This is a genomic window from Bacillus sp. AFS031507 (assembly GCF_002584635.1).
In the GTDB taxonomy this organism is placed as follows: Bacteria; Bacillota; Bacilli; order Bacillales; family Cytobacillaceae; genus Neobacillus.
Genome location: NZ_NUOW01000003.1, coordinates 486,299 through 511,862 on the forward strand (window position 1 = coordinate 486,299; position 25,564 = coordinate 511,862).

26 protein-coding genes and 1 riboswitch are annotated in these 25,564 nt (G+C 36.8%); of the genes, 12 read left to right on the forward strand and 14 right to left on the reverse strand.

The annotated features are described in order from the left end of the window. Positions 1-265: 265 nt before the first annotated feature. The 3 genes from COE25_RS06385 (at position 266) to COE25_RS06395 (ending at position 2,967) form a co-directional block, all read left to right on the forward strand. Positions 266-613 (forward strand): hypothetical protein, encoded by a 348-nt coding sequence (locus tag COE25_RS06385; RefSeq protein WP_098931904.1) that lies wholly within the window; start codon positions 266-268, stop codon positions 611-613. 263 nt (positions 614-876) lie between these two features. Beyond that, complete coding sequence (locus COE25_RS06390; RefSeq protein WP_098931906.1) at positions 877-2,379, forward strand: aminotransferase class V-fold PLP-dependent enzyme; 1,503 nt, start codon at positions 877-879, stop codon at positions 2,377-2,379. Between the two features lie 99 nt (positions 2,380-2,478). After that, positions 2,479-2,967: a L,D-transpeptidase family protein gene (locus COE25_RS06395; RefSeq protein ID WP_098931908.1), complete on the forward strand. Its 489-nt coding sequence runs from the start codon at positions 2,479-2,481 to the stop codon at positions 2,965-2,967. Positions 2,968-3,240: 273 nt separating this feature from the next. Here the strand turns inward: COE25_RS06395 and COE25_RS06400 are convergent, their stop codons facing one another. Both COE25_RS06400 and COE25_RS06405 read right to left on the reverse strand, forming a co-directional pair. Further along, positions 3,241-5,637 (reverse strand): immune inhibitor A domain-containing protein, encoded by a 2,397-nt coding sequence (locus tag COE25_RS06400; protein ID WP_098931910.1) that lies wholly within the window; start codon positions 5,635-5,637, stop codon positions 3,241-3,243. 289 nt (positions 5,638-5,926) lie between these two features. Then, the gene (locus COE25_RS06405; protein WP_098931912.1) at positions 5,927-6,460 is read right to left on the reverse strand and encodes a YceI family protein; all 534 of its coding nucleotides are present in this window, start codon (positions 6,458-6,460) and stop codon (positions 5,927-5,929) included. 455 nt (positions 6,461-6,915) lie between these two features. Here COE25_RS06405 and helD point away from each other — a divergent pair, with 455 nt between their 5' ends. Continuing rightward, a complete protein-coding gene (gene helD / locus COE25_RS06410; protein ID WP_098931914.1) occupies positions 6,916-9,258 on the forward strand; it encodes an RNA polymerase recycling motor HelD in 2,343 nt (780 codons plus the stop codon). 146 nt (positions 9,259-9,404) lie between these two features. On the opposite strand, the gene COE25_RS06415 is transcribed toward helD, so the two are convergent. After that, positions 9,405-9,545 carry a BA3454 family stress response protein gene (locus COE25_RS06415; RefSeq protein ID WP_088088559.1) on the reverse strand — a complete coding sequence of 47 codons (141 nt, stop codon included), beginning with the start codon at positions 9,543-9,545 and terminating at the stop codon, positions 9,405-9,407. A 179-nt stretch (positions 9,546-9,724) separates the two neighbouring features. Here COE25_RS06415 and COE25_RS06420 point away from each other — a divergent pair, with 179 nt between their 5' ends. Beyond that, a complete protein-coding gene (locus COE25_RS06420; protein WP_257208701.1) occupies positions 9,725-10,186 on the forward strand; it encodes a GNAT family N-acetyltransferase in 462 nt (153 codons plus the stop codon). Between the two features lie 20 nt (positions 10,187-10,206). On the opposite strand, the gene COE25_RS06425 is transcribed toward COE25_RS06420, so the two are convergent. After that, complete coding sequence (locus COE25_RS06425) at positions 10,207-10,437, reverse strand: hypothetical protein (protein WP_088088557.1); 231 nt, start codon at positions 10,435-10,437, stop codon at positions 10,207-10,209. 200 nt (positions 10,438-10,637) lie between these two features. Between COE25_RS06425 and COE25_RS06430 the strand changes: the two genes are divergently transcribed. Both COE25_RS06430 and asnS read left to right on the forward strand, forming a co-directional pair. Further along, the gene (locus tag COE25_RS06430; RefSeq protein WP_098931919.1) at positions 10,638-11,519 is read left to right on the forward strand and encodes an alpha/beta hydrolase; all 882 of its coding nucleotides are present in this window, start codon (positions 10,638-10,640) and stop codon (positions 11,517-11,519) included. 175 nt (positions 11,520-11,694) lie between these two features. Beyond that, positions 11,695-13,086, forward strand: a complete 1,392-nt coding sequence (gene asnS / locus COE25_RS06435; RefSeq protein ID WP_098931921.1) for an asparagine--tRNA ligase — start codon at positions 11,695-11,697, stop codon at positions 13,084-13,086. A 57-nt stretch (positions 13,087-13,143) separates the two neighbouring features. On the opposite strand, the gene COE25_RS30555 is transcribed toward asnS, so the two are convergent. After that, on the reverse strand, positions 13,144-13,317 hold the full coding sequence (locus tag COE25_RS30555) for a hypothetical protein (protein WP_179195897.1): 174 nt from the start codon (positions 13,315-13,317) through the stop codon (positions 13,144-13,146). Between the two features lie 124 nt (positions 13,318-13,441). Here COE25_RS30555 and COE25_RS06440 point away from each other — a divergent pair, with 124 nt between their 5' ends. Then, a complete protein-coding gene (locus COE25_RS06440; protein ID WP_088088554.1) occupies positions 13,442-13,666 on the forward strand; it encodes a helix-turn-helix domain-containing protein in 225 nt (74 codons plus the stop codon). 92 nt (positions 13,667-13,758) lie between these two features. On the opposite strand, the gene COE25_RS06445 is transcribed toward COE25_RS06440, so the two are convergent. Beyond that, positions 13,759-15,240 (reverse strand): amino acid permease, encoded by a 1,482-nt coding sequence (locus tag COE25_RS06445; RefSeq protein ID WP_098931923.1) that lies wholly within the window; start codon positions 15,238-15,240, stop codon positions 13,759-13,761. A 104-nt stretch (positions 15,241-15,344) separates the two neighbouring features. Then, positions 15,345-15,535, reverse strand: a riboswitch (Lysine riboswitch). Between the two features lie 230 nt (positions 15,536-15,765). Between COE25_RS06445 and COE25_RS06450 the strand changes: the two genes are divergently transcribed. Continuing rightward, the gene (locus COE25_RS06450; RefSeq protein ID WP_088088552.1) at positions 15,766-16,578 is read left to right on the forward strand and encodes a YitT family protein; all 813 of its coding nucleotides are present in this window, start codon (positions 15,766-15,768) and stop codon (positions 16,576-16,578) included. Between the two features lie 65 nt (positions 16,579-16,643). Here COE25_RS06450 and COE25_RS06455 read toward each other — a convergent pair whose 3' ends face one another. Further along, positions 16,644-17,003 (reverse strand): winged helix-turn-helix transcriptional regulator, encoded by a 360-nt coding sequence (locus tag COE25_RS06455; RefSeq protein WP_257208702.1) that lies wholly within the window; start codon positions 17,001-17,003, stop codon positions 16,644-16,646. Positions 17,004-17,137: 134 nt separating this feature from the next. Between COE25_RS06455 and COE25_RS06460 the strand changes: the two genes are divergently transcribed. Further along, positions 17,138-17,770, forward strand: coding sequence for a nitroreductase family protein (locus COE25_RS06460; protein WP_098931925.1), 633 nt, complete (start codon positions 17,138-17,140; stop codon positions 17,768-17,770). Positions 17,771-17,812: 42 nt separating this feature from the next. On the opposite strand, the gene COE25_RS06465 is transcribed toward COE25_RS06460, so the two are convergent. Further along, complete coding sequence (locus tag COE25_RS06465) at positions 17,813-18,427, reverse strand: PH domain-containing protein (RefSeq protein ID WP_098932004.1); 615 nt, start codon at positions 18,425-18,427, stop codon at positions 17,813-17,815. Positions 18,428-18,664: 237 nt separating this feature from the next. On the opposite strand from COE25_RS06465, the gene COE25_RS06470 reads away from it, so the two are divergent. Then, positions 18,665-19,657 carry a DMT family transporter gene (locus COE25_RS06470; RefSeq protein WP_098932006.1) on the forward strand — a complete coding sequence of 331 codons (993 nt, stop codon included), beginning with the start codon at positions 18,665-18,667 and terminating at the stop codon, positions 19,655-19,657. A gap of 51 nt (positions 19,658-19,708) precedes the next feature. Here the strand turns inward: COE25_RS06470 and COE25_RS06475 are convergent, their stop codons facing one another. The 4 genes from COE25_RS06475 to COE25_RS06490 all read right to left on the reverse strand — a co-directional run bounded on the left by COE25_RS06475 (position 19,709) and on the right by COE25_RS06490 (position 22,452). Next, the gene (locus COE25_RS06475; protein WP_098931927.1) at positions 19,709-20,569 is read right to left on the reverse strand and encodes a DUF421 domain-containing protein; all 861 of its coding nucleotides are present in this window, start codon (positions 20,567-20,569) and stop codon (positions 19,709-19,711) included. A gap of 20 nt (positions 20,570-20,589) precedes the next feature. Continuing rightward, the gene (locus COE25_RS06480; protein ID WP_088088549.1) at positions 20,590-20,796 is read right to left on the reverse strand and encodes a DUF1657 domain-containing protein; all 207 of its coding nucleotides are present in this window, start codon (positions 20,794-20,796) and stop codon (positions 20,590-20,592) included. Positions 20,797-20,862: 66 nt separating this feature from the next. Further along, a complete protein-coding gene (locus COE25_RS06485) occupies positions 20,863-21,066 on the reverse strand; it encodes a DUF1657 domain-containing protein (RefSeq protein ID WP_088088548.1) in 204 nt (67 codons plus the stop codon). A 132-nt stretch (positions 21,067-21,198) separates the two neighbouring features. After that, positions 21,199-22,452 carry an erythromycin esterase family protein gene (locus COE25_RS06490; protein ID WP_098931929.1) on the reverse strand — a complete coding sequence of 418 codons (1,254 nt, stop codon included), beginning with the start codon at positions 22,450-22,452 and terminating at the stop codon, positions 21,199-21,201. Between the two features lie 832 nt (positions 22,453-23,284). Between COE25_RS06490 and COE25_RS06495 the strand changes: the two genes are divergently transcribed. Beyond that, entirely contained in the window at positions 23,285-24,154 is an 870-nt protein-coding gene (locus tag COE25_RS06495; protein WP_088090508.1) for a YitT family protein, read from the forward strand. A 289-nt stretch (positions 24,155-24,443) separates the two neighbouring features. On the opposite strand, the gene COE25_RS06500 is transcribed toward COE25_RS06495, so the two are convergent. Then, positions 24,444-24,695, reverse strand: a complete 252-nt coding sequence (locus COE25_RS06500; protein ID WP_088090507.1) for a sigma-G-dependent sporulation-specific acid-soluble spore protein CsgA — start codon at positions 24,693-24,695, stop codon at positions 24,444-24,446. 132 nt (positions 24,696-24,827) lie between these two features. After that, positions 24,828-25,541, reverse strand: coding sequence for a class I SAM-dependent methyltransferase (locus COE25_RS06505; protein WP_098931931.1), 714 nt, complete (start codon positions 25,539-25,541; stop codon positions 24,828-24,830). Positions 25,542-25,564 lie beyond the last annotated feature (23 nt).

Sequence of the window (25,564 nt, forward strand, 5' to 3'; positions counted from 1 at the left end):
TTTTGACTAAAATTGGGTAGTGCAAAGAAGTATTAACCATAATGTTACATATATAGTTGTTCGATATGAATATTCTATATGTAGGGGGGAGTATTCTATGATAACAACAATTAGTGTGTGGACCAAATTACTCGGGTGATTGAGAAGAAAGACTCAAAAAAATAGCTATTGAAAAGACAATGTAAACTGGGCGAAATCTCTATGTAATCAAACAACGTTATAATAGTGTAAACATAATCGAGACTGTATTAGGGCGGGTGTTTATATGGAAGAGACAATGGTAAAATCCTACTTACAAAAATCACTAGATGAATGGAAAGATGATATTTCACTAGTCTTAACTGAAATTGCAAATGAATATGATGAAGTGGCACAGGAATTAAAGGTTTATTCTTACAAATATGGGATTACCAAGCAAGTAATTCAATCGACAGTAAATGAGGAAATTATTGATAAAATTCGTGAAATGTACCATAAACCATTTGAAGAAAGCTATAACCAACTGAAAGAATACATAAAAGACCTAGAGGAAAAAAGGCGAGTTTTTCAAATGTTTATTCAAAAAATTGAAGAAGTAACAAGGAAAGAATCAGCGAAAATTACTACATATTAGTAAGTAATTTCATCCCCCTATAACTCAAAAGCAGCCTTATCAATTGATGAGGCTGCTTTTTTATTTGAAATAAAAGCATATTCGTATGAATTATGTAAGATTTTTGTCTGATGATGTAAACATTAAACAATTTAACTAAGTTGGAGAAATACCAGAAGAGCAGCCCTGATGGGAGGCTGTTCTTTTTAGATTTCGTTAAAGAAACCGTGCGATAGAGTCCTGCATATATTAATAACAGAATTATATTGTGAGGTGTGAAACAAATGATCACCGCTAATATTGGAAGTAAAACCTATCGGATCCCAGATAACCTTGAAGAATATTTTCAACCGTTTCGCTCACAGGTGATTGGGATAAACCAAGAATTTGCTTCCCCCTACGGGAAAAAGAAAATAATTTATGCGGACTGGACAGCAAGCGGCCGACTTTATCGACCCATCGAACAGAAGATTTCTGAGGTTTTTGGTCCTTTTATGGCAAATACACATACAGAATCGAATATAACCAGTTTGATGATGACAGGAATATATAAACAATCTAGAAAAATTATTAAGGAACATGTGAATGCTGACGCGAACGATGCTTTGATTCTAGATGGATTTGGAATGACCTCTGTCATGAATAAGTTTCAGAGATTATTAGGAATTAGAGTTCATGAACAGTGGAAAGGGCGGCTGCATCTTTCCGAAAATGAGCGGCCGGTCATTTTTTTAACACATATGGAACATCACTCTAACCAAACATCCTGGCTCGAGACACTGGGGGATGTAGTTTTATTAAGTCCTGATCAGGATGGTGGAGTGGACATTACCCAGCTTGTTCAACAGCTGAATCAATATAAGAATAGGAAAATGAAGATTGGTTCGTTTACAGCATGCTCCAATGTAACAGGGATTCAAACCCCATACCATCAATTAGCCAAAATCATGCACCAACATGACGGTATCTGTTTAGTGGATTTTGCAGCTGCGGCTCCTTATGTAACCATCAATATGCACCCAAAGGATCCTTTGGAAAAACTTGATGCCGTCTTTTTCTCTCCTCATAAGTTTTTAGGGGGACCCGGAACTAGTGGGGTTTTGGTTTTTGATACAAGATTGTATGTTAATCATGTTCCAGATCATCCCGGGGGCGGGACTGTGACCTGGACGAATCCATGGGGCGAGCACAAATATTATTCCGACATTGAGCTGCGTGAAGATGGAGGGACACCAGGAATATTACAAGCCATTCGGACCGCACTTTGTTTGAATTTGAAGAATCAAATGGGTGTGGACAATTTATTAAAAAGAGAGAAGGAACAGTTAAATATTTTATTACCTAAATTAGTAGAGATTCCCGGTCTTCATTTATTAGATGGTCATAAAAAAGATCGTCTGGGTATTGTTTCGTTTTATATTGAGAATATCCACTATAATTTAATCGTCCGCCTGCTTAATGACCGGTTTGGGATTCAAGTAAGAGGTGGATGCTCCTGTGCTGGGACCTACGGCCATTATCTTCTTCACATTGATAAACCTTCCTCTAAGCATATTTCTGAACAGATTAATCAGGGAGATTTGTCGGAGAAACCAGGGTGGGTGCGTTTCTCATTACATCCGATTATGACTAACGAAGAAATTCTAATGTTTGTAGATGCCATAAGAGAAATTACTTTTAACATAAATGAATGGAAAAATGATTATCGATATGATAAGGCAAGCAATGATTACTTTTTTGTGAACCACGTAAGAGAGGATATGGCCCCACTATTTCGGTTTGAATAATGCTGATCCAGCTAGAAAGGCAGGATATCAGTACCTATTCTAAATAAGGCAACCATAAACTTGTATGGGCATATGCTATCAGAAGGAAGGTGGGATCGTATGATTCATATAGTTAAGCCTGGCGAAACGCTGGGGATTATCTCTGCTAATTATCGCGTAAGTCTCCGTAGACTTCACGCAGCAAATCCTGGGGTCGGGCAATTACATGTAGGCCAAAAAATCCAAATTCCAGGTCTGCCAGAACCCACTACTATACCATTTTCCATTCAAATCTCTGTCGGAAAACGAAGACTTACATTATATAACAATGGAAGGCTAGTAAAAATTTTTCCAATCGCGGTAGGGAAGATGTTGACGAATACTCCAACAGGTGATTTTGTGATTGTAAATCGGCAGTATAATCCAGGGGGACCATTTGGAGTGTTGTGGCTTTCGCTTTCCAAACTAGGGTACGGGATTCACGGCACAAACGACCCAAGTTCTATAGGAAAAGCGGTCTCCCATGGTTGTGTAAGAATGTATAATCGGGATGTGCTTCAGCTAGCAGAAATGGTTCCGAATGGAACTCGTGTTACTATTCGACCTTAGGGGCAAAAAAGGCCGATTTTCGAATCAGCCTTTTTCTAGTGTGGAGTACGGGGAAAATACAAAAATCTATCTTGATGTGACATTCATGAAGACAGAAATCAGTGTGAAAATGTAAAACCTGTCCTAATGCGTTAAATGCTTAATTTTAATACCAACCTTTTATATTCTATAAAGTAGTAATTAGTTTATATTTCTCCTTAGGAAGCTCATTCGAAGTATCGATAAGAAATAAAGAGTCCCACCTTCAGGAGTAAGAAGGTGGGACTCATTTAATTACTTATAGATTACGATTGATCCTACTGATTTATCTTTCGCTTGTCCGTTTACACGAACCTTAAGTCCAAAGTTACCGATATTACGACCAGCATCTGGCATAAAAGTATTCAAGAACGAGTTATTGTCATCAAATAGTGATACAGCTGGTTGGCTTGGGAAGTTTATCGTGTAAGTAGGGTAAGCAATGTCTAATCCAGAAGTAGGATTTAGCCCGAATGCAGCATCTGCGACTTGGAAACGGGAAATCGCTTCAGCACCAGTGCTTAATTTCATACTCTTCCCAACGTGCGCATCTACAACACCTAAGAAACCATCCCCTGGATGAATACCAGTCCAGTTATCTGTATAGCTGTCATCCACATACCAAACAACTAAACCGCCATCATAGCTCATTAATGAGTTACCACGTTTAATATTTGCAAGGCCTGAGTCAACACCTTGATGGTTACGCCATTCCAGAAGGTAGTAATGATCAGTGAGTTTATTTCCATCCATTTTCGTGAATCCATTTAATGAAAATTTAGAGGTCGGGCTTTCAGCACCATCTTCTACTACTGTTACTCCATCAGCAACAACCTTTAAATTATCTGCGAAGAAACCAATATTTGATGTACCCCAGTCAGTTGCATAGCGAAGGCGAAGTTTAATCTTTTGACCTTTGTAATCTGATAGATCAAAAGATTGTGCCTGCCACCCATTAGAATTACCTGAGAAACCAGGCATTGAATTCAAGATAGTAGGGTAACCTTCAGCTACTACATCCGAACGAGTATTAGAATTCCCTAAGGATTTCCAAGTAACACCATCGTCATTAGAAACCTGAACAAAAGCAAAATCCCATTGCTCTTCAATATCATACCAGGCATCAAATGTTAATGTAGCAGAATTTTTCCCAGTTAAATCTACATCAGTTACCATATTTGTATCCATCTCATCTTTTTGCCCGCCCCAGAATTCAAAGCTTCCAGAAGCAGGTGTGTTAACAGGGGTTTTCTTTTTCGGTAGGTTTACTCGAATCGCCTGATTATTTTGCCCAAGTGGTGAATTTGCTTGGTCAAGTAAAAACTGTGTTCCTTTCGTGGAGACATCTTCCCAATTTACAACAGCAGGGGCAGTCCATTTACCACCTAGTGTAGATTGGAAATATTGCTTAGCCCAAGGAGAGAAACCAGTTGGTTCTGTGCCAGGAATTTTTCCAGCCCATGATCCTGCTGACATAATGGACCAATATTCGACCGCCTCACCTTGGCCTGTGTAAGCGGTATCATATTCATCCGGAAGACCTAAATCATGGCCATATTCGTGGGCAAATACACCAGTAGCTCCGTCTTCAGGCATCATTGTGTAATCGTAGAACCCTGGTTTTCCAATTGGATGCTGGATTGAGTCATCAAATCCGTCTAAATCAACAAACTTTGCAGAACGATGTGACCAAATTGCATTATCTCCTAGTAAACCACCACCGGCTTCTTGACCCATACCAGCATGAATAATTTGAAGATGGTCAACTAATCCATCCTGCTCCCAGAAATTACCGTCACCATCAAAATCATGTGGATCTTCTAGGTCATAATCTTCCAGACGGATTCCTGCAGCTAATGCTGCTTTATAAGTATCGACAACTAATTGTTTTGATCCACCTGGGGTTACATTGTCATGTCCACTGGCACTATCAGCCCCATAAAATGCAGCAGTTCCTGGAACCTTTAACCATCCATAAGCTTTACCATTAATGGTATAAGTTCCACCAGATTGCTGTTCATAATATTGCTTTTGGGAAACAAATGTTTCACCATTAGGGCCTTTAACTCCGTTTTCACCGAAGATCATATCTTCATAGTGTTGAAGAGTATAGTCAGAGTAATAGTTATCAGTCTCATACTTACTTAAATTGTTATGTGCAACGTCAGAGTACTCTACTGTTAAGGTTAGTAATTTGCCTTGCTTCTTAATTCCAGGTGAAGTTCCTTCTTTAACTGGATCTGGATTTCCTTTTAACTGTCCATTTTTGTTACCATTTCCTTTTAAAAGACCGTTATTGAAGTCTTTAAATTTCCTTTGTTTTTCTGCATCACCAGCTTTTACTTTTGCAGCTAAAGGGTCAGATGTCTTTACTTTATCCTCTTTACCCTTCAATTCTAAGTACTTATGTAACGCTTTTTGCTTTTCAGCAGAAGATGCTCCCTTTGATATAACACCACGTTTAATAAGTGCATCTAGTAATTTATCTTCATTTACGACCGATAGGTCTAGTGACCCATAAGAATTTGAAACTGTTGTTGGACTTTTTGCTAGAACTCCACCCGATGTACTAGCATAGTTGCCCGGAAAACCGGCAAACAATGTACCAGCCATTATTGCGGTGGATAGACCTGTTTTTAATAGTTTCTTCATAAAAATCCCCCTAATTTTTTTGTCTTGCTAGTAAATAATATTTCGAAAATTGAAATAAAACAATAGGATTATTTCCTTAATTTTCTGTTAATTCAGACAAGTTATAGTTCTTTTGAATTATTTTTTCGACAGCGATTTTAATTTTTTTGAAAAAGTTTATATCATATATGAAAATAGCCGACTAGACTAATCTTTTAATTTACAATAGATGTATTCTATTAAAAAAATAAGGCGTGAATTCGATGTGAATTCACGCCTGAAATAAATTAATGTGTTTGATTTATATTAATTACTCAGCCTTAGCAGCTTGAATTTGTAGGTTGATTTTTACTTTGTCAGCAACAAGGACGCCGCCAGTTTCAAGTGCGGCATTCCAAACTAGGCCATACTCAGAACGATTGATCGTACCTTCTGCACTAAATCCAACCTTTTCATTTCCCCATGGATCTTTTCCTTGACCTTCGAAAGTAACTGCAAATGTTTCAGGTTTTGATACACCACGTAGTGTTAAATCACCAGTAACATTGTATTCGCCGCCATCTGTTTTTTCAATTTTAGTAGAGCGGAAAGTCATTGATGGGTGATTAGCTGCATCAAAGAAATCTGCAGAAACCAAGTGTCCATCACGGTCTTGATTTCGAGTGTCTACACTTGCAGTATCAACTGAAAATTCAATGCTTGCAGTTGTTAAATCGGTTGGATCTGCATCAATCGTTGCGTCAAACTTGTTGAAAGTACCTTTCACGTTTGCGATCATCATGTGACGAACAGAAAAATCTACACTGCTGTGTGATGCATCAAGAGCCCATTTAGTTTTTGTCATTTTATTTCTCCTCCAGTATTTTTGTTTAATTTATTTATCTTGAAATCAAAATAACTTAATTCAAGATAAATTATTTGTTGTGAGCAAACATATTGTCAATTAGATTTTATAAATTTTTTTTGAATTTTTTCCAATACTATCTATATAAGTATTTAGGATTGGACGAATTAAATAATTCAAAGAGAATATATTTAAGTTTGCGGATCACAGGAAGAAGGATATGAAGAAAATTGAGGATTACATAAACTAAGATAGGACAATAAAAAAAACGCCCCTGAAGGCGTTTGTTAAAGGCATAGAAAAATCTCCTTGAAAATGTAGGAGGGGCATGATAAGATGATATTTGGCATAAATATTTAATGATGTAGTTACTTAAAAACTACCTATTATAACATTAACACAATTTTATTCGATTGTCAACAAATGATCAAAACATTTATCTGGGGAGTGGTTTGATGAGCGATTTACAGAGCAAAGGTTTGAAAATGGAACAAAGAAGAGTGACCACGGTTATAAATGAAATCGATAAAAAGATAAATAAATTAAAGCTAAATGCTGGAAAGGTAAGTTCAGATGTTCTCGAGATCCGTAAAGAATTTTGGGAAGATGTAACCGTCAATATAGATGAACCTGATGATATGATAGAAACAGCAGCGAGTATCAAACAACAGGCCGAACTGCTCTCAGAACGTGAGCGGACCCATAGACATTTGGATAAACATCTCAATACACTATCAAGATTAAAGTATTCCCCATACTTTGGACGGATTGATTTTTTAGAAAACGGGGAAGAAGCAGAGGACCGGGTATACCTAGGAATTGCATCGTTAATGGATGAACAGGATGAAAATTTTTTGATTTATGACTGGCGTGCCCCTATATCTAGCCTTTATTATGACTATTCACCTGGTCCTGCCAGATATAGAACCCCTGAAGGAATGATTGAAGGGGAAATGAACTTAAAACGTCAATTTATTATTAGGGCTTCAGAAATTAAAGGGATGTTTGATACAGGGGTAACCATTGGAGATGAAATGCTTCAGGAGGTTCTTGGAAACAACGCGAGTACGCAAATGAAAAGCATTGTTGCTACTATTCAACGAGAGCAAAATGAAATTATTCGCAATGAGCGGGCGAAAATTATGATCGTCCAAGGTGTAGCAGGAAGTGGAAAAACTTCTGCTGCCCTGCAACGGGTTGCTTACTTGCTCTACCGTTATCGAGGGACATTGAATTCAGAAAATATTATGCTTTTTTCACCTAACCCTTTGTTTAATAGCTATGTAGCAACGGTTTTACCAGAGTTAGGGGAAGAAAATATGCAGCAATCCACCTTTCAGGAATATTTACATTCTCGATTAGGTAAAGAATTTAATGTGGAAGACGCCTTTACGCAAATGGAATATTTGTTAAGTGAGAATGATGATGAAAAGGAATATAAACTTAGAGTTGAAGGAATTCGTTTTAAAGCAAGTCTTGAATATAAAAATATAATTGATCGATATGCGCATGGATTAACGAAAAGGGGTCTAATTTTTAGGGATTTAATATTTAGAGGAGATGTATTGATTTCTAAAAAGGAGATCCATGATTATTTTTATTCACTAGAAGAAAGCCTTAGCATACCCAACCGTATGCAGCTTGTAAAGGAATGGCTTTTAAGAGATTTAAAGCGGAAGGTTAGACAAGAGCGGTCGAGAAGCTGGGTGGAGGAAGAAGTACAATTTCTCGATAAAGAAGCCTTTATGGAGGCCTTCAAAAAACTTCAGGAAAAAAATCAATTTTCGGAAAATACATTTGATGATTTTGAGCAGGAGCAAAAACTCCTTGCTGAAATGGTCATAAAAGAAAAGTTCAGACCATTATTTGCGCGAGTAAAAAGTTTGCGGTTTATTGATTCACCTAAGATTTATCACCAGCTTTTTAAGCAAGCTGAAAATATGGATGAACGCTTACCTATTGATTGGGACCAAATTTGCAGGAAGACAGTGAAGAAATTAAAGGATATGGAAATTCCTTATGAAGATGCCACACCATATGTATATCTCCAGGATTTAATTGAAGGTCGTAAGTCCAAATCTACTATTCGTCATATTTTTATTGATGAAGCACAGGATTACTCACCCTTCCAGTTTGCTTTTATACAAAAGCTATTTCCTTTTAGCAAAATGACTTTACTAGGTGATTTTAATCAAGCGATATTTTCTGGTGCCACTGGTGCGGAAACGGTTTTATCTGACCTAAATATCTCGGGAGAGACAATAGAGTCGTTTGTCCTTACAAAAACCTATCGATCGACAAAAGAGATTGTTAACTTTACCAGTGCGTTGATTGAGGGTGGAAAAAATATTGAACCCTTTAACCGCACGGGCAGGAAGCCGTTAGTTACTGAAATAGAAACCGATGAAATTACGCGAACAATAATCAAAACAATTAAAGATTTTCAAGATGATGGGCATCGGACCATTGCTGTAATCTGCAGGACAGCCGATGAGAGCAAAAGGGCCTTTGAAGCGCTCAAGAACGAGGTATCGCTCCATCTAATTGAAAAAGGAACGATTTCGTATGAGAAAGGAATTCTCGTTATTCCTTCCTATCTTGCGAAAGGAATTGAATTTGATGCCGTTATTTTGTACGATTGTTCTCAATATAAAAAAGAAAGTGAACGCAAATTATTTTATACCGTCTGCACAAGGGCCATGCATGAACTTCACATGATCGCAACATCTGGGATTAGTCCGCTAATGGAAGTTGCTCCTAAAGATACCTACACACTTGTAAAACCAAGTAAATGCTAATGAAAAAGAAGCTGTATGTCTCGATGACCTGAGCACACAGCTTCTTTAAGTTTAGGCTATGTTAAAAGTACTATGCATTTGCGCCAAATTCATAACCTAACTAGAAAAAATTAAAAAACAGCCGAATCCATTCCAGCTGTTCTTTGCTATATTATTTTTTTCCATTGTTTTTGAACTTGTTCTAAAGCAAGTTGGAATATTTCATCATCGGATGTTTCCCGATTAGCAATGACATTCGTTAAATAGCTTTTTCCTTCGAAAGTTACTGTTACTTCTACTTGTACCATAATTAAATCTCCATTTCTATGTTTAAATTATTAGTAAAAAGTTAGTCATAAATTACACAACGATTCAGTGTATTAAGTTATTTAAATAATTATGACGATATTTTTTCGACAAATGTTACTAAAACTTTTAGTTTTGATATAATTGTTTTATAAAAACAATAGGGAGGTAAATAAATTCAATGCATTTTGAAGAGGTAACAAAAGAAACATTGTTTATTGCACTCGAAATGATAAACTCGAATCCAGAATATAATATTTTTGAAAATGGCAAAGAGGCAAGAACACTTGCTGACATGGAAGAAGAATTCTTAAATCCTAATACTAACAGTGCATTTATAAAGCTCGATGACACCTATATTGGAATAATTGACTACTTATTAGAAAATCCGAAGGACCATTACCCCTGGCTTGGTCTTTTACTGCTTCATAGTGATTATCAAGGTTATGGTTTCGGTGCACAAGCTTTTGCAGTATACGAAAATGAGATGCTTAAACGAGGTATGAAGTGTGTTAGAATTGGTATCTTAAAAGAAAATAAAAAGGCTCAACGCTTTTGGGAATCATTAGGATTTATCTATTATAGTACAGCAACAACACAAAAGGGAACTGGTATTTTATGTTATGAAAAACAAATTGGATAAAAACCCCAAGCTAGAGTTCATTATATTTCTTGATACATAAATTGCTCAGCAAAAAGTTGAACTTGATCTTTATCGATCTTATTTTTTTTCAATAACGATTCAGCGATGACCAGATTGGCTTGAATAGATATATTTCTTTTTAAATCACGAATGGACACATCTCCATTCAATAATTGGATAGCTTTTTCTCTAATGCCTTGATTCGTAGATGACTTGTATAAAAGGTAGGCAATACATGTGATCTTGTCCACATCAAACACTCCTCTTAAATCAAGTATAAACATTTTTTTACTATTTCGACGATAAGCAACGTTTTTCCTGCTATTATTCTGAAAATTTTAAAAAACTTAAGGAAGATTGTCCGGAAAAGAGATTCATGGATTTTATGTGTTCTATTAATCTGAAAATTCAAATAAATTATTAAAAAGAATCTTCGCGGGGGCGGTAAAGAATGTTTGATTACGAAGTAGAAACAAGAGCAGGTTTTGAGGTGATGTCATCTATTTCAAAAGAAGGTTATTCTATTTATGATGTTAATTATGTAAGCCCTTTCAACAGGAAGGTGCCTGCCTTTCTTTTTATTCCTAACAAGGGAGGACCATTTCCAGCTGTCATTTTTATGCACCCTAGTCAAGGAAATAGAAAAACATTTTTTCATGAAGCAAAATTGCTTGCAACAAAAGGTTATATTTCACTCCTAATTGAAGTGCCGTTTTTCGGTGGGGAAGGTCTAACGGATGATCTTGATAGAAAAAAATTCACAAAAAAAATTGAAGCCTTAGCGGATATTCAAAAATACATTCATACTGTTATGGATATTAGAATGGGAGTTACACTGCTTAGTAAGCTAACGATTGTAGATGAAACTCGGATGGCTTTTGTTGGCCATGGTTTTGGAGCGTCCTGGGGCGGGGTAATTTCAGGAATTGATTCGCTCATTAAAACTTTTGTCTTAATATCAGGGTATGGGGAGGCTTCAGAGTGGCAACTGACTAGTGAACATCCAGTCGCAGCCATCATTCGCAGCTTTTTACCGCCTGAAAGATTTGAATATTTTATTTCAAGTCTTAGAAAATTAGATGCCATCCACTATGTAAAAAATGCTGCGCCGGCATCAATACTCTTCCAATTCGCCAAAAATGACGAATTTATTGAACGAGGCCATGCTGCGACTTTTTATTCTGCTGCAAGTTCTCCCAAAAGAATCAACTGGTATGATACCGATCATCTATTTACCAATTGCAAAGAAGCCTTACTTGACCGCCAAGAATGGCTTTCTGCCCATTTTTGTGCTCAAAATGACACGTTTTCAAAAGAATCTACAAAAAACTAAAATAAATCTCTTTCATACCGGAAATTTTGTTGAAAATTGCTTATTTGATATGGTATTTTATATAATATTGAAGGGATAAAAGAAATACGATGATAGTACGGTGGAATTTTACCTTTCGTCCCAAAAGGGATGGAAGGTTTTTTACTTTTTTACATAAGATTTAGGAGGAAAACCAATGAAACAGGCCTTAATCAAGGATTTGTACAGAAATACGGAAAGTTACATTGAACAAAAAGTCCAGTTATCTGGATGGATTCGTACGATTCGCGACTCCAAAACTTTTGGGTTCATTGAATTAAATGATGGCAGCTTTTTTAAAGGGGTACAGATTGTATTTGATGAGCAATTAGAGAACTTTAAGGATATTGCAAAGTTACCAATTAGTTCATCCATTAGGATTGAAGGAGACTTTATTTATACTCCTCAAGCGAAGCAGCCCTTTGAAATTAAAGCAACTAATATCGTGATTGAAGGTTCGTCAAATGTAGATTATCCCTTACAAAAGAAAAAGCATTCGTTTGAATATTTAAGAACTATTTCCCATTTAAGACCAAGAACCAATACGTTTTCAGCTGTTTTTCGTGTGAGATCACTTGCTTCTTATGCATTGCATAAATTCTTCCAAGATAAAGGTTTTGTCTATGTTCACTCACCAATTATTACCGGCAGTGATACAGAAGGTGCAGGAGAAATGTTCCGAGTGACAACACTAGATATGGACAATCCTCCAAAAAATGAAGAAGGCAAAACAGATTTAACCAAGGATTTCTTTAACAAGGAAACTAATTTGACTGTTAGCGGACAGCTTTCGGCTGAGGCGTTTGCCTTGGCTTTCCGGAATGTCTATACCTTCGGCCCAACTTTTAGAGCAGAGAACTCTAACACTGCACGACATGCAGCGGAATTTTGGATGGTAGAACCGGAACTTGCCTTTGCTGAGCTTCCAGATATCATGGACTTGGCTGAAGAAATGGTAAAATCTGTGATAGGCTATGTACTTGAACAAGCCCCTGAAGAAATGAATTTCTTTAACAGCTTTATCGAAAAGGGTTTATTGGATCGTCTAAATAATGCCTACACAGCAGACTTTGGCCGTGTGACATATACCGAAGCCATTGATATATTAAGGGAGTCCGGAGAAACTTTTGCCTATCCGGTAGAGTGGGGGCTTGACCTGCAAACCGAACATGAACGTTATTTAAGTGAAACAGTATTCAAACGCCCAGTATTTGTAACAGACTATCCAAAAGAAATTAAAGCTTTCTATATGAGATTAAATGAAGACAACAAAACAGTAGCGGCAACTGATTTACTTGTGCCAGGAATTGGTGAATTGATTGGCGGCAGCCAGCGTGAAGAACGCGAAGAAATTTTGGCTGGTAAAATTAATGAGCTTGGAATGAATGAAGAAGATTATTGGTGGTACCTTGAATTAAGAAAATATGGTGGTACGAAACATTCTGGTTATGGTATTGGTTTTGAGCGGTTAATTATGTACTTAACTGGAATGACTAATATTAGAGATGTCATTCCATTCCCGAGAACAACAGGAAATGCCGAGTTTTAAAACAAATTTAAAAAGGAGAAAGCTGATTCACAGAATCGGCTTTCTCCTTTTTATTTATTAAAGAACCTTTAATTCCTCTTCAAAAAAGAATGTTTCTGGATGTTCCTTAACGATATAAGAATATCTTTTCATGTTTTTAACATATTGTGATTTTAAAATTGTGACGACCTCGCCAGTTTCTTTAATGTTAACTGACTGTCCGTTTTTGTACAGATTGTTTGAGTTTTTCATGTTTCACACTCCTTTACCTATTCCTAATTAAGTATAACATAAGCCAAGATGGAAAGGGGGAAACCCTTCTTCCTTTCAATTGTGAACTTAATGTGTTATGCTTTTAAAAAAGTGAGGTGTCATTTTGACAAATTATAAAGCAAAAAAAAGTAACCTCAAAGATTTATTATCAAAAAACGGCATGGACCTGGAAAGTTTGGAACGGAATACAAGTATTCCTCAAACTCAGCTCAACGACTACTTGTCCAAAAAAGTGATGAACTTAAATACTGCGATGACAATTTCAAGAGAATTAAATTGCTCTATTGAAGACTTATACATTTGGTCATCTGAGGAAAAGAAAGCGTAATACTTAAAAACAGGCTCTTCAATTGAGTCTGTTTTTTTATTGGTTTAAGAAAATAGCACGCGAAAATTTTCGCGTGCTATTTTCTAAACAAACTAATTTCTTAAATCACACTTTTCTAAAGGTATAAATTTAGTTTTCTTTGTAAATTTATATCCTAGCCATACAATAAGGAATAATGGCAGTCCGATATATGAAACTAAAACACCATTCCAATCGATTTGGTCACCCGTGAATGCGGAATAATTTTGTCCTAAGACAACAAACCCGCAAACGGCAAACGCGAAGAGCGGACCAAAAGGGAAGAATTTTGATTTATATGGTAACAAGCTAAGGTCCTTACCTTGGGCGACAAATGCTTTACGGAATCGATAATGACATACTGCAATGCCGAGCCATGCGATAAAGCCGGACATACCAGAAGCGTTTAACAACCATACATAAACCGTTCCATCCCCAAAGAAGGAAGCAAGAAATGCGAGTGTTCCCACTAAGGTTGTTGCAATTAAGGCATTGACTGGAACACCTTTTTTGTTTAATTTACCAAGGAATTTCGGTGCTTTGCCTTGACGGGCCAAATCCCAAAGCATCCGAGTGGATGCATACATTCCTGAATTTCCTGCCGATAATACAGCTGTAAGAATAACAGCATTCATGATTGAAGCGGCGAAAGCGATGCCAGCCTTTTGAAAAACCAGCGTAAATGGACTAACGGTTATATCCCCATTTGCTAAATTCCCGTTTGTATATGGAATAAGCAGTCCGATTACTAGTATAGCCAATACATAGAATAATAAAATACGCCAGAAAACTTGTTTCACTGCACGAGGAATAGCTTTCTTTGGATCCTCCGTTTCACCAGCAGCAACACCTAAAAGCTCTGTTCCTTGGAAGGAGAAGCCTGCAGCCATAAAGATTCCCATCATGGACATAAAGCCGCCGTGGAATGGAGCATCACCAACAGTGAAGTTTTTGAAGCCGATTGCTTCATTACCCATGATGCCGAAGATCATTAAAGTACCAGTAACGATAAAAATAATAACTGTAACAACTTTAATTAAGGAAAACCAATATTCTGCTTCTCCGAATCCTTTAACAGAAAGATAGTTTAATAGAAACATAATTACTAAAAAGATGCCGCTCCAAATGAATGAAGGAATATGTGGAAACCAGAATTTCATAATCATTGTTACAGCAGCTAATTCGGCAGCAATCGTAATTGCCCAGTTATACCAATAGTTCCAGCCTAGGGCAAAACCAAGGGAAGGATCGACAAATTTGGTTGCATACGTACTAAAGCTTCCGGCAACTGGCATATAGGCACCCATTTCTGCTAAGCCCTGCATCAAAAAGTAAACCATAATACCAATAACAAGGTAGGAAAGGATTGCCCCGCCGGGTCCCGCACTATGGATAGCGCCACCGCTAGCTAGAAAAAGTCCAGTACCAATCGTCCCGCCAAGGGAAATCATTGTGAGGTGACGGGATTTTAAACTTCGTTTTAATTCGGTTGGATCCTGTTGTAGTGTTAAGTCACTAGTATATTCACTCTCTTTTAATACTCTTGCTGTTTGCATTGTCTTGACTCCTCTTTTTCTAATTTTTTCGAGAAGGAGTTTGGAATAAAAAAATGCCATCGAAGAAGTATCGATGGCATTGTAAATACCCCGCATCATACCTTCCGAAAGATAGCTCAACACGCTTAACTGGTAGGTTTAAGCGTGACAGTTCTGTTCCTATTTGGAGACAGCCCCAGCATGCTTTTTCAGAGATGAAAGCACACTTCGGCAGCTTTTCCTTTCAAACGGAGTCAAGGATGTCTCTCTCATCTCGTCCGCTTTACTGATAAAAACCGCGACCTCTACCTCATCGGTTTGATGAGGATTTATCATATAAAGTTAATATATTACTAAAGTATAAATATTATTATAGAATTGTCAATAATATATTATTCCAAAAATGAGAAGTCTTTATTCAATCAATTAGAATAAACAGATAATTGAGTTTCTTTTTAATAAATTATTTAATTTACTTTATAAGAGAGAATCGGTATTATTTTTAAATAGAATTAATTGCCTGTTTTTCATAGGAGGATTTTTACCATGCAGATTGTTGGAATGATTTCGGGATCTCTCATTGTTGTGGTTGCCTTTAACCTTTTCTTAATCCCTCATGAAGTGTTAAGCAGTGGATTGAGCGGAATTTCTATGATTTTAGGGATGATCTCGCCTGTTAATACAGGGGTGGCAAATTTCCTGCTGAATTTTCCGTTATTGATTATTGGTTATAAAATGTTAGGGAAAAGATTTATCGTGAATTCCATCTTTGCTGTAATAATTATATCAATTGGCCTTTATTTAATTCCCGTTCATGCCATTGCCGATGATAGAATTCTCTCCTCAATTTTCGGTGGTGCTTTAACCGGGTTAGGTGTCGGAATAGTTTTTCGCTGTTCTGGATCGACCGGGGGATTTGATATTATTGGCATGATTGTGGCGAGAAAAAGAGATTTTCCGATTGGTGTTTTACTTTCAGGCATGAATGCTGTCGTCATCTTGATCAGTGGATTTTTATTTGATTGGGATTCTGCTCTTTATACCTTGGTTTCCATTTTTGTTACAGGTAAAGTGGTGGATGCAATTTATACAGATCATGCTAAATTAACTTTAATGATCATTACAGATAAGGGCGAAGAAATGAGAGCTCATTTACTGACAAATTTGTATCGAGGTTTGACGATTATGGATGGGGTTGGCGGCTACTCAAATCACCAACGGAACGTGATGATAACGGTAATTTCCAGATACGAACTTAATGAAGTTAAAAACTTAATTACAGAAGTTGATCCATCAGCATTTGTCAATATTACCGAAACAATTGAAGTTATGGGGCTGTTTCATCGGCCAAGTCCATAAAAACAAAAAAGGTTTGCATCTATACAATAGAGCAAGCCTTTTTTGTGTGAGATAGTTACTCAGCATCATAGGGATTTCCCGCGTTTTTTTACCCATTTCATTAGCACATGAATAACCTCATCAAGTTCTTTACCAGTTGGAGTCAGTTCATATTCCACTTTTTTTGGAGAGGTAGTAATGATGTTTTTGACAATCAATCCCTCATTTTCTAAATCACGTAAGCGTTCGGTTAAGAGACGATCAGAAATTCCTGGAATAGATGATATTATTTCATGGTACCGCTTCGGTCCTTCCATAAGCGTATAAATAACAGAACCCATCCAACGTTTGCCAATAAATTCGATTGCCTTATGAAAGTTAGTACATATATGTTTAATTTCCTCTGCAGAATGAGTCATACAATCTTGGTGGTTAGGTTCACTCATATAAAATCCCTCTTTTTTACTATTCTAACTGTATAATACCATATTTGAATTACTTGACGATAGGTACTTACTAATAGTAAGATGACTAAGAACTTACTTTTAGTAAGTTAAAAATTCACAGGGGGAAATCTCTCATGCAAACCACATTAATAAAAAGTTTATCTGAAGTGATAAAAGAACGTCACTCTGTCAGAAAATATGATTCAACATACAATATTTCTCAAGAAGAAATTAAAGATATGCTAAAAGAAGCGACACAAGCACCATCCTCTAGTAATCTTCAACCATGGCGTTTTATTGTTATTCAAGATCAGGAGGCGAAAAAGGAACTAAGAGCAATCGCCAACAATCAAGAGCAAGTAGAAACAGCGTCTGCCGTTATTGCAGTATTAGGCGATAAGGAAATGTATAAAAGTGTGGAAAAAGTCTATCGAAGTGCATACGAGGCTGGTTTGATGGACGAAGCTAATATGAATCGATTAATAGAAGGTACAAATAAAACATACCCACTTGCTCCAGAGGAAGTCTTGAAAAATATTGCTTCATTTGATGCTGGTTTAGTATCGATGCAGTTGATGTTAATTGCAAAAGACAGAGGGTATGACACCGTTCCAATGGGTGGCTTTGATAAAGATAAATTCGTGAAAATGTTCAATGTCTCCGATCGACTTTTCCCAATTGTGTTGATTTCACTAGGGAAGGCGGCTGCACCTGCTTTCAATACAACACGTTTACCATTGGAGGATGTATTAATAGATTATAGATAAAAAAGGAGGCGCATGATAATTTTTCATGCGCCTACTTATTTTTTAGTTATTAATATACTTTTCAAACACATAGCCGAAATCTTTTACTATATATTGTTTTTTGCTATCTTCTAACCACTGAAAGGCTGCTTGATTAAGCATTTTGAATTGAACAACCAAGTTGCTGTCTGCACTTGTCACACGACCGAGAGTAGTGGAGGCGACATCAAGGCTTTGTTTAGCAAACTGAAGCGAAATTTCATTTTCATGTGAGATTTCTGAAATTTTGATTAAGGCTTTATATAAATCCTTAACTTCTTCAATATGTTTCTTATGAACGTCGATGGAGAAAGGAATTGAGCCGATTTTAAATTTTATTTCTACATCAAGGTCAACGGTTCCGGCCGTTTCGAGTTTTACCTCTGATATTCTATTTGTTGCATAACTATAGCGGTGGAGCATTCGCTTTTTGCTGGTTGCACTTGTCCCATCTAAATGGATAAGGGCGTTGTTTGTAAAACAGTATTCATCAGACTTTGATTTGATGAGAAAATAAATTTTCTCATTGTCTTCATGCATGACATAATCATCTGCGTCCACCTTATCGTAATTTTCCGGCTTAATGACAGAACCAACATCACTTAATCCCAAAATATCCGCGGCTACTTTTCCAAACATTGGTATCAACCTCACTTTTTTAAAATCATTCCATCCATTTTTACGAATGGGGGACAATAAAGTTTCATCCTTATCCCAAAAACTTTATGCTTTAAAAAATGGTAGTATGCACCTGATTACTAAAAACAAATTAACAACAAGTAATGAAAAGAGGGAAACTACTTGATGGTTTCCCTCTTTTCATGGAAAATACACTATGTACATATTAAAAATAGATACAGAAAGGATAGAGGAACCATGCGGCCCATAATTTTAGGCATCCTTGCGGCTTTCTTTTTTGCATTTACATTTATCCTCAACCGATCGATGGATCAGGCTGGGGGTAGTTGGATTTGGAGTGCATCATTAAGGTATTTCTTTATGGTTCCATTTCTTTTCACAATTGTGATGGGAAGAAAAAATCTTAGACCATTACTTGTGGAAATGAAAAATCGACCTGGCGGCTGGTTTATATGGAGCACGGTGGGCTTCGGCTTATTTTATGGTCCGATTTGTTTTTCAGCTGCCTATGCCCCAGGCTGGCTCATTGCAGCCACATGGCAGGTCACAATCATCTCAGGTTCCTTGCTGGCCCCACTTTTTTATGAAATGGTTATGACTGATAATGGACCAATCCAGAAAAAGGGGAGAATTCCTTTTAAAGGTTTAGGGATGTCATTGATCATCCTCCTAGGAATTATTCTGATGCAATTGGAACAGGCAAATCACATATCGAATGCTGCAATAGCCTTAGGCGTCCTTCCGGTGCTAATCGCTTCATTTGCCTATCCGCTTGGAAACAGAAAAATGATGGATATTTGCGGGGGGCGTCTTGATGTCTTTCAACGGGTATTAGGGATGACATTAGCGAGTATGCCATTGTGGGTTGTTTTATCTGTTTATGGTTTATATACTGTTGGTCCACCAAGCAAAGGACAAATAGTCCAATCAGGCCTTGTTGCGGTAACCTCAGGAGTGATTGCAACCATTCTATTTTTTAAAGCAACGGATCTTGTTAGAGGAAATATGCAAAAGCTTGCTGCCGTAGAGGCCACGCAATCAATAGAGGTCTTATTTGCAGTAATAGGAGAATTGTTAATTTTGAATACTGTTTTCCCAACTGAATTATCCTGGTTTGGTATGGTATTGGTTATGGTCGGAATGATCCTGCACAGCTTTTTTTCGCATAAAAGTAATCCAAAAAATCATCGTAGTGAAAGTCCTGAAAAAACTGTGCCTAGAAATGTTTGATCCTTATCAATTTAAATTGATAAGGATTTTTTTCGTAGTTCCTGACCTTTTTTAACCGTTTAAATAAGGATTAAGCTTGTCAATTGTTTCTTGTACCCTTACTGAATTTCTCTTGTACATTGCTTTTGATTTATCACAATCTGTCTCAAGAGAAAAGATCTCTAAATCAGCCTGAACTTTTTTTAGTGTAGCCAGGAGTAATGGACGTTGAGCGGGTGCTGGCACTTCAATTTTATCATCATATAGATCGACCGTTAGCTCTCCATAGGAATCGACTTGCCCTATGAAGACATTATCAAGAGTCACATCTAGTTTTTCTAACTCTGTATAAAGCCAGCCTCTGCCTTTTCCGGAACATCTTAATGATTCATCAATGATATTCCCGTCCATAATGACTGTTTGTGGTTCTTTTTCTTTCGCCATTTTCATTTGTAAATCTTTAGGTGTCAAAGGACGATTTTCTGTTTTTAAAAGTGTGCTTAAATTTCCACGAGGTTCCAACACAGCAAATTCTACGTCTGCAATCCTAAAAATATCCTTTTGTCGAAGTAACGCAGAAAGTTCGTCTATCGAATATTTTTCTTTTTTTAGATTATTTTCTAGGACCTTCCCATCTTTAATGACGACGGTTCCTTTACCTTCAGCAAAATCACGAAAACCTTTACTCTTTAGAGAGACAAAGTCAACGAGGAAAGTTACCAAGAAGAAAATGAGGACTGCTAACATTCCATGCCATACATTTGCTTCTAGTCCAGTAACTACTTCACCGGCAATACTTCCAATGGTAATTCCTGCAACATATTCAAAGAAAGAGAGCTCAGAGATTTGTTTCTTTCCAAGTATTTTTGTTGTAATAAATAAAAGTCCCAAAAAAATTAATGAACGAGTTATGATAAAAATCCAATCTGGCATTAGTTTCTCACCTCAAAATTTTATGAACCCATATATTGGGGTTCATGTCGTTCAAGTTCCAAAACACGGTATTGTAGATCCTTCTTTACCTCTTCAATCGTTAGTGTAGCTTCATGAAAAATAGCTTGAGCGTCTTTATCGAGTGAATTTAAGGCGAAGGAAGACAATTGTGCTTCGATTCCCTTAATAGTAGAGAGACATTGCTTGACATTAGAAGCGATTGTCACAAATTTAACTTCCTTTCATAAGAAAATCAAAAAGGGGTTGGCAGAATCGCCAACCTAAAACTGCTTTTATTGATTGTATTGTGGTTCTTCATTCAAAATTTCTTGAAGACGTGGTTCTAAACTATCAAGAACCGATTGGGTTTGTTGGGCTGCTTGTTGATAAAGCTGCTTTGCATTTTGGTTATCAGTTGCTAATGCGAATCCTTCAAAACTTGCCTGTGCACTTTTTAGTCCAGCTAGTGCTTGTTTTACCTGAGTTCCTACTGTCATTACATAATCCTTCTTTCGTGATATAAAATGAAATTACAAAAATAGTATGTGGATTATTCGGGTGGATATGTATTTAATGTTTTTTTTTTGCTTAAATCTAAATTTCCCTGAAACTTTATCTGGAAAATCACATTAGACAAGAATATTTTCTAGAACTAGCGGATGCAACGCATTTGTTTTATCAATAAAAATAAAACCATCATATCGCAGCCCCATTTTCGATGGGACGTAATTACCATATTGTTCGTATTCCTGCCGGTAAACCACACCAATTGCTCTATGCCCAATCGTTGTTGTAAATTCATGACGGTTCTGATCAGTAAATATCAAATATTTATTTACAGCCCCTGTCTTATGCATAAGTGATTCCCAGCTTCCGAGTTGGGCGGGAGGTACCTCCGTTTTTTGAAAGTCAACTCCCCATTCGGTAGAGGCAATTACCGTACCGCTATATGTACCAAACCCTACAATAAAAACATTTTTGGCACCGTTTTCTTCTCTAATTAGTTGTCCGACATTCACCATTCCTTCATCCTTCATATCAGTTGCCCGGGCATCACCTACATGTGTATTATGCTCCCATATGATTACTTTTGCGTCATCACCATAGAATCTTCGTACTGAGTTGAGTGCTTCGACCATATGCCTGTCTCGAACATTCCATGACTTAGAATCACTAGTGACCATTGTCCGATAATATTCCTCTGCATTTGCAGTAACAATGGCATTTACCTCCATATTCAAGCTGTTTTCCTGATCGTCATCGAATTTCCATTTGTTTTTCCGGATGGATGCGAGAAGTTCAAGTGCTTCCTTCGTACAATTCTCAGAGAGGTATCCGGCTGAAACAGCATACGATTCATGATTGCGATTAAAGGGCTCAAAGCAAGAAAATGCTTTTTTGGCCTCCTTAAGGCTGGGAGAATTGGTCCTTTCTAAATAATGAACAATTTCATCCATACTTTCCCAAAGACTATACACATCCAAACCATAAAAACCGACTCTTTGGGCTCTTTTATTATGGTGATTATAGTCTTTTAACCATTCAATGAGCCCAATGATTTCTTGGTTAGCCCACATCCAGGTTGGCCATCTATTAAAATCCTCGAGCACCTCTCTAATGTCTTGTGATGATTGGTTAAATCCTTTAATGTATCGATTGATGCTTTGGCAGGAAGGCCAATCGCCTTCAACGGCAATAAAAGAAAACCCTTTTTCCTTGATTAGTCTTTTTGTTAACTCTGCTCGAAGTGTATAAAACTCTGAAGTGCCGTGAGAAGATTCACCCAGTAGGACGAAACTTTTATCACCAATAGCGGCTATTAATGGGTCAAGATCATCAATTGTTTCAAAAGGTTGTGCATAAGTATTAATAGCTTTAATCATAGGTTAGAGCATTCCTTTCCTTTAGGATTCAATTTTCTATAATATCCCCTGTATTTCATTAACCTAAATACCCAATAATTCACATTTTGACACAAGTAGTCCGTAAATTCAAAAAATTCCGTGTTATAATTTAGTTGTAAAGGATAGAATAAAAGTTAACAACTTAGGAGGCTCAACCATACGTGTTCGTTCCGTTCGTGAACGAGTAGTAAGGTATAAGGTTATTCCATTACAAGCATTTGGAAGGTGGAGCGATTGTCACACTCCTATGGAAAGGCTAAATCCTAAAACTAAATCCTTTCATAATAGGTATCTATGTATTCCATAGCAACCTTATCAAAGGAAAAAGTTAAAGATTTATCGATATGAAATAATATTGAATCTTTTCCAAAAAGAATGAATTGCCAAGAAGCCTAGAAACCTAAATGTTGGAATAATGAGTCTCAGTCTGTGTCAAACCGAGAATTTGTTTCTTTTAGGAATTTGAATTCCATTAATTCCATGTGAATTAATTCCTTCAACGGAACAAACACTCATCGGGGATAGGTAAAGGTTTCCATTTAGATTGATAAGATCGCTAAAAGGGAACTTCATTTAATTATCTATCAGCTGATGTCATGGTTGGGTCCCCTAAGGTGTTAATAAAATTAAGGAGTTACTTCACTAGTTGAAGTAGCTTCTTTTTCAATCTGGGAGTATAGAAATAAAAAAGCATTTTATTATAAATAGTACTGATCATTCGTTATAATAAAGGTAGGAAATTATTTTTGAAAGGGGCAAGATAATGTCGGGAACACAAGAATTAAATTTAATTCAACAGCAGGAAGCGATTATGGCGAAAATTCAACATCGGAGATTAACAAAGAGAAAGATCCTGCAACGCATTTTATTAATCACTCTAGGTGCCACCCTGATGGCTGTGGGCTTAGAAATATTCCTCGTCCCCAACAATGTAATTGATGGTGGAATCACTGGGATTTCCATTATGCTTTCGTATGTTACAGGTTGGAAATTAGGGATATTCCTCTTTATTCTTAATATACCTTTTTTCTTTATTGGGTATAAACAAATAGGGAAAACCTTCGCATTATCAACCCTTTATGGAATTATCATCCTTTCTATTGGGACTTCATTACTCCATCCAGTCCCAGCGTTCACACAGGATATTCTCCTTGCAACAGTTTTTGGAGGAATTGTGCTAGGTATAGGGGTAGGCATAGTGATTCGCTACGGTGGGTCATTGGACGGTACCGAAATTTTAGCGATTCTTTTTAATAATAAGCTTCCTTTTTCCGTCGGAGAAATTATTATGTTCTTTAATCTTTTTATCCTCGGGTGTGCCGGTTTTGTGTTTACGTGGGACCGTGCAATGTATTCGCTTATTGCCTATTTTGTTGCTTACAAAACGATTGATATTACCATTACTGGCCTTGATGAATCTAAATCTGTTTGGATCATTAGTGACAATGCTAAGCAAATTGGTGATGCTATCATGAATCGTCTAGGTCGAGGTGTCACATATATCAATGGTGAGGGCGCATATTCAGGTGATGATAAAAAAGTCATCTTTTGCGTTATCAATCGTCTTGAAGAAGCAAAATTGAAGGAGATTGTTACTGAAAATGATGACAGTGCCTTTCTAGCTGTTGCGGATATCGCTGAGGTACGTGGAGGCAGATTTAAGAAAAAAGACATCCATTAGAAGCGGGGAAACCTCGGCTTCTTTTTTGCGGAACTTTGTCTTTATAGTAGAAATTGGACGTAAATTGGCAATTTGTCGTTATGGGGCTAATATGGGGGAAAATCACGATTAGTTTGGTGTGTTTCTTGTATTTTCATGTCGGTTAATGCTGAAATTCCTGAGTTGACGAATGGTACTTTTGTCGTACCTTGCGCTTACCTCGGAAATAATTTTGCAAAAAATGAATTATTTCCAAAAAAAATGGCAGGAGCTTTACCTTTCCTGCCATTTTTTTTATAAAGTAAATTTCTCAGAATAAAAGCTCAAACACTTCATTTAGCTCGTGAGCCCTTTTTTCATCTTGCTCTTCTTTTGCATAGTTAATTTCTTTCGGCAGCATTCTATTTAAAAATGCAATTTCTTTTTGGTTCAAATCTCGAACAAAGGATCCTTCGGAGGCATAATGACCTTCCGATAGTTTGCGGTAAATATGCCTGCCTTCGGAATGGTCATCTGTGTAATTTGACAAAGTTTCTCTTAAGTAGCCCAAAGTTTTATCCAAGGTTTTCACCTATCCTTTCACCACATATTTTTCAACGAGATTTCTTTAATATACATGCGAAAGTTAGGAAATAGGAGGCCAGTAAAAAAGCCTCTGATAAACACACTTAAGAGAGAGGCTTGTAATAAACAATTAAGATTTCGAACAAGTGATGATTCGATAGCTTAAAATATCCTGGTATTTTAAGACAATATTTCCATGCTCATTTAATATTTGGAAAAGTTCAGGTTCAAAATTTTTGGAGAAATTGAACTCTGCTGCATTATTCCCAAGACTGATAGCGGTGTTTTCGATTTTTAGAACAATATCTTGGAATCCTGTTTTCTCTAATAACTTTCTCCAATCATCCTCCATTAATAATGAATCTAAAGCATAGAATTTCATGATTTCAGCTTCTTCATCCTGACTTAGCTTTGTGTTTATCGTCATTTCGTTTGCAATAAAACGTCCACCTTTTTTTAAGACTCGATAAAATTCTCTTAGTGCAGTCGGTTTATTAACAAAAGCTAAAACTGATTCAGATAAAATAAAGTCAAAGCTATTGTCTTTAAAGGGAAGTTTCTCAACAGACCCTGGGATTAATTGAATGGGTAAATTTAATGATTGAAAGCGCCTTCTTGCCTTATCTATCATGATTGGATTGATTTCAAGTCCTACTACCATTGCCTTATATTGCTGATATAAATATGCCGCTGTTTGTCCAGTGCCGCAGCCTGCATCTAAAATGCGGGATTTGTTTGTAATGTTTTCACCAGACAGTATGTTTTTTGTTAATGGAATACCCCCTGGATGGGCCCCACCCACGCCAAATTTGGCCAAGAAGTCAATATAGGTTAAACCTCCCATAAATAAAGACACCACCTCAATGA

Excerpts from the sequence above, each read along its gene's own strand:
- COE25_RS06385 (WP_098931904.1), top strand. The coding sequence starts at position 266 with ATGGAAGAGACAATGGTAAAATCCTACTTACAAAAATCACTAGATGAA.
- COE25_RS06390 (WP_098931906.1), top strand. The coding sequence starts at position 877 with ATGATCACCGCTAATATTGGAAGTAAAACCTATCGGATCCCAGATAAC.
- COE25_RS06395 (WP_098931908.1), top strand. The coding sequence starts at position 2,479 with ATGATTCATATAGTTAAGCCTGGCGAAACGCTGGGGATTATCTCTGCT.
- COE25_RS06400 (WP_098931910.1), bottom strand. The coding sequence starts at position 5,637 with ATGAAGAAACTATTAAAAACAGGTCTATCCACCGCAATAATGGCTGGT.
- COE25_RS06405 (WP_098931912.1), bottom strand. The coding sequence starts at position 6,460 with ATGACAAAAACTAAATGGGCTCTTGATGCATCACACAGCAGTGTAGAT.
- helD (WP_098931914.1), top strand. The coding sequence starts at position 6,916 with ATGAGCGATTTACAGAGCAAAGGTTTGAAAATGGAACAAAGAAGAGTG.
- COE25_RS06415 (WP_088088559.1), bottom strand. The coding sequence starts at position 9,545 with ATGGTACAAGTAGAAGTAACAGTAACTTTCGAAGGAAAAAGCTATTTA.
- COE25_RS06420 (WP_257208701.1), top strand. The coding sequence starts at position 9,725 with ATGCATTTTGAAGAGGTAACAAAAGAAACATTGTTTATTGCACTCGAA.
- COE25_RS06430 (WP_098931919.1), top strand. The coding sequence starts at position 10,638 with ATGTTTGATTACGAAGTAGAAACAAGAGCAGGTTTTGAGGTGATGTCA.
- asnS (WP_098931921.1), top strand. The coding sequence starts at position 11,695 with ATGAAACAGGCCTTAATCAAGGATTTGTACAGAAATACGGAAAGTTAC.
- COE25_RS30555 (WP_179195897.1), bottom strand. The coding sequence starts at position 13,317 with ATGAAAAACTCAAACAATCTGTACAAAAACGGACAGTCAGTTAACATT.
- COE25_RS06445 (WP_098931923.1), bottom strand. The coding sequence starts at position 15,240 with ATGCAAACAGCAAGAGTATTAAAAGAGAGTGAATATACTAGTGACTTA.
- COE25_RS06450 (WP_088088552.1), top strand. The coding sequence starts at position 15,766 with ATGCAGATTGTTGGAATGATTTCGGGATCTCTCATTGTTGTGGTTGCC.
- COE25_RS06455 (WP_257208702.1), bottom strand. The coding sequence starts at position 17,003 with ATGAGTGAACCTAACCACCAAGATTGTATGACTCATTCTGCAGAGGAA.
- COE25_RS06460 (WP_098931925.1), top strand. The coding sequence starts at position 17,138 with ATGCAAACCACATTAATAAAAAGTTTATCTGAAGTGATAAAAGAACGT.
- COE25_RS06465 (WP_098932004.1), bottom strand. The coding sequence starts at position 18,427 with ATGTTTGGAAAAGTAGCCGCGGATATTTTGGGATTAAGTGATGTTGGT.
- COE25_RS06470 (WP_098932006.1), top strand. The coding sequence starts at position 18,665 with ATGCGGCCCATAATTTTAGGCATCCTTGCGGCTTTCTTTTTTGCATTT.
- COE25_RS06475 (WP_098931927.1), bottom strand. The coding sequence starts at position 20,569 with ATGCCAGATTGGATTTTTATCATAACTCGTTCATTAATTTTTTTGGGA.
- COE25_RS06485 (WP_088088548.1), bottom strand. The coding sequence starts at position 21,066 with ATGACAGTAGGAACTCAGGTAAAACAAGCACTAGCTGGACTAAAAAGT.
- COE25_RS06490 (WP_098931929.1), bottom strand. The coding sequence starts at position 22,452 with ATGATTAAAGCTATTAATACTTATGCACAACCTTTTGAAACAATTGAT.
- COE25_RS06495 (WP_088090508.1), top strand. The coding sequence starts at position 23,285 with ATGGCGAAAATTCAACATCGGAGATTAACAAAGAGAAAGATCCTGCAA.
- COE25_RS06505 (WP_098931931.1), bottom strand. The coding sequence starts at position 25,541 with ATGGGAGGTTTAACCTATATTGACTTCTTGGCCAAATTTGGCGTGGGT.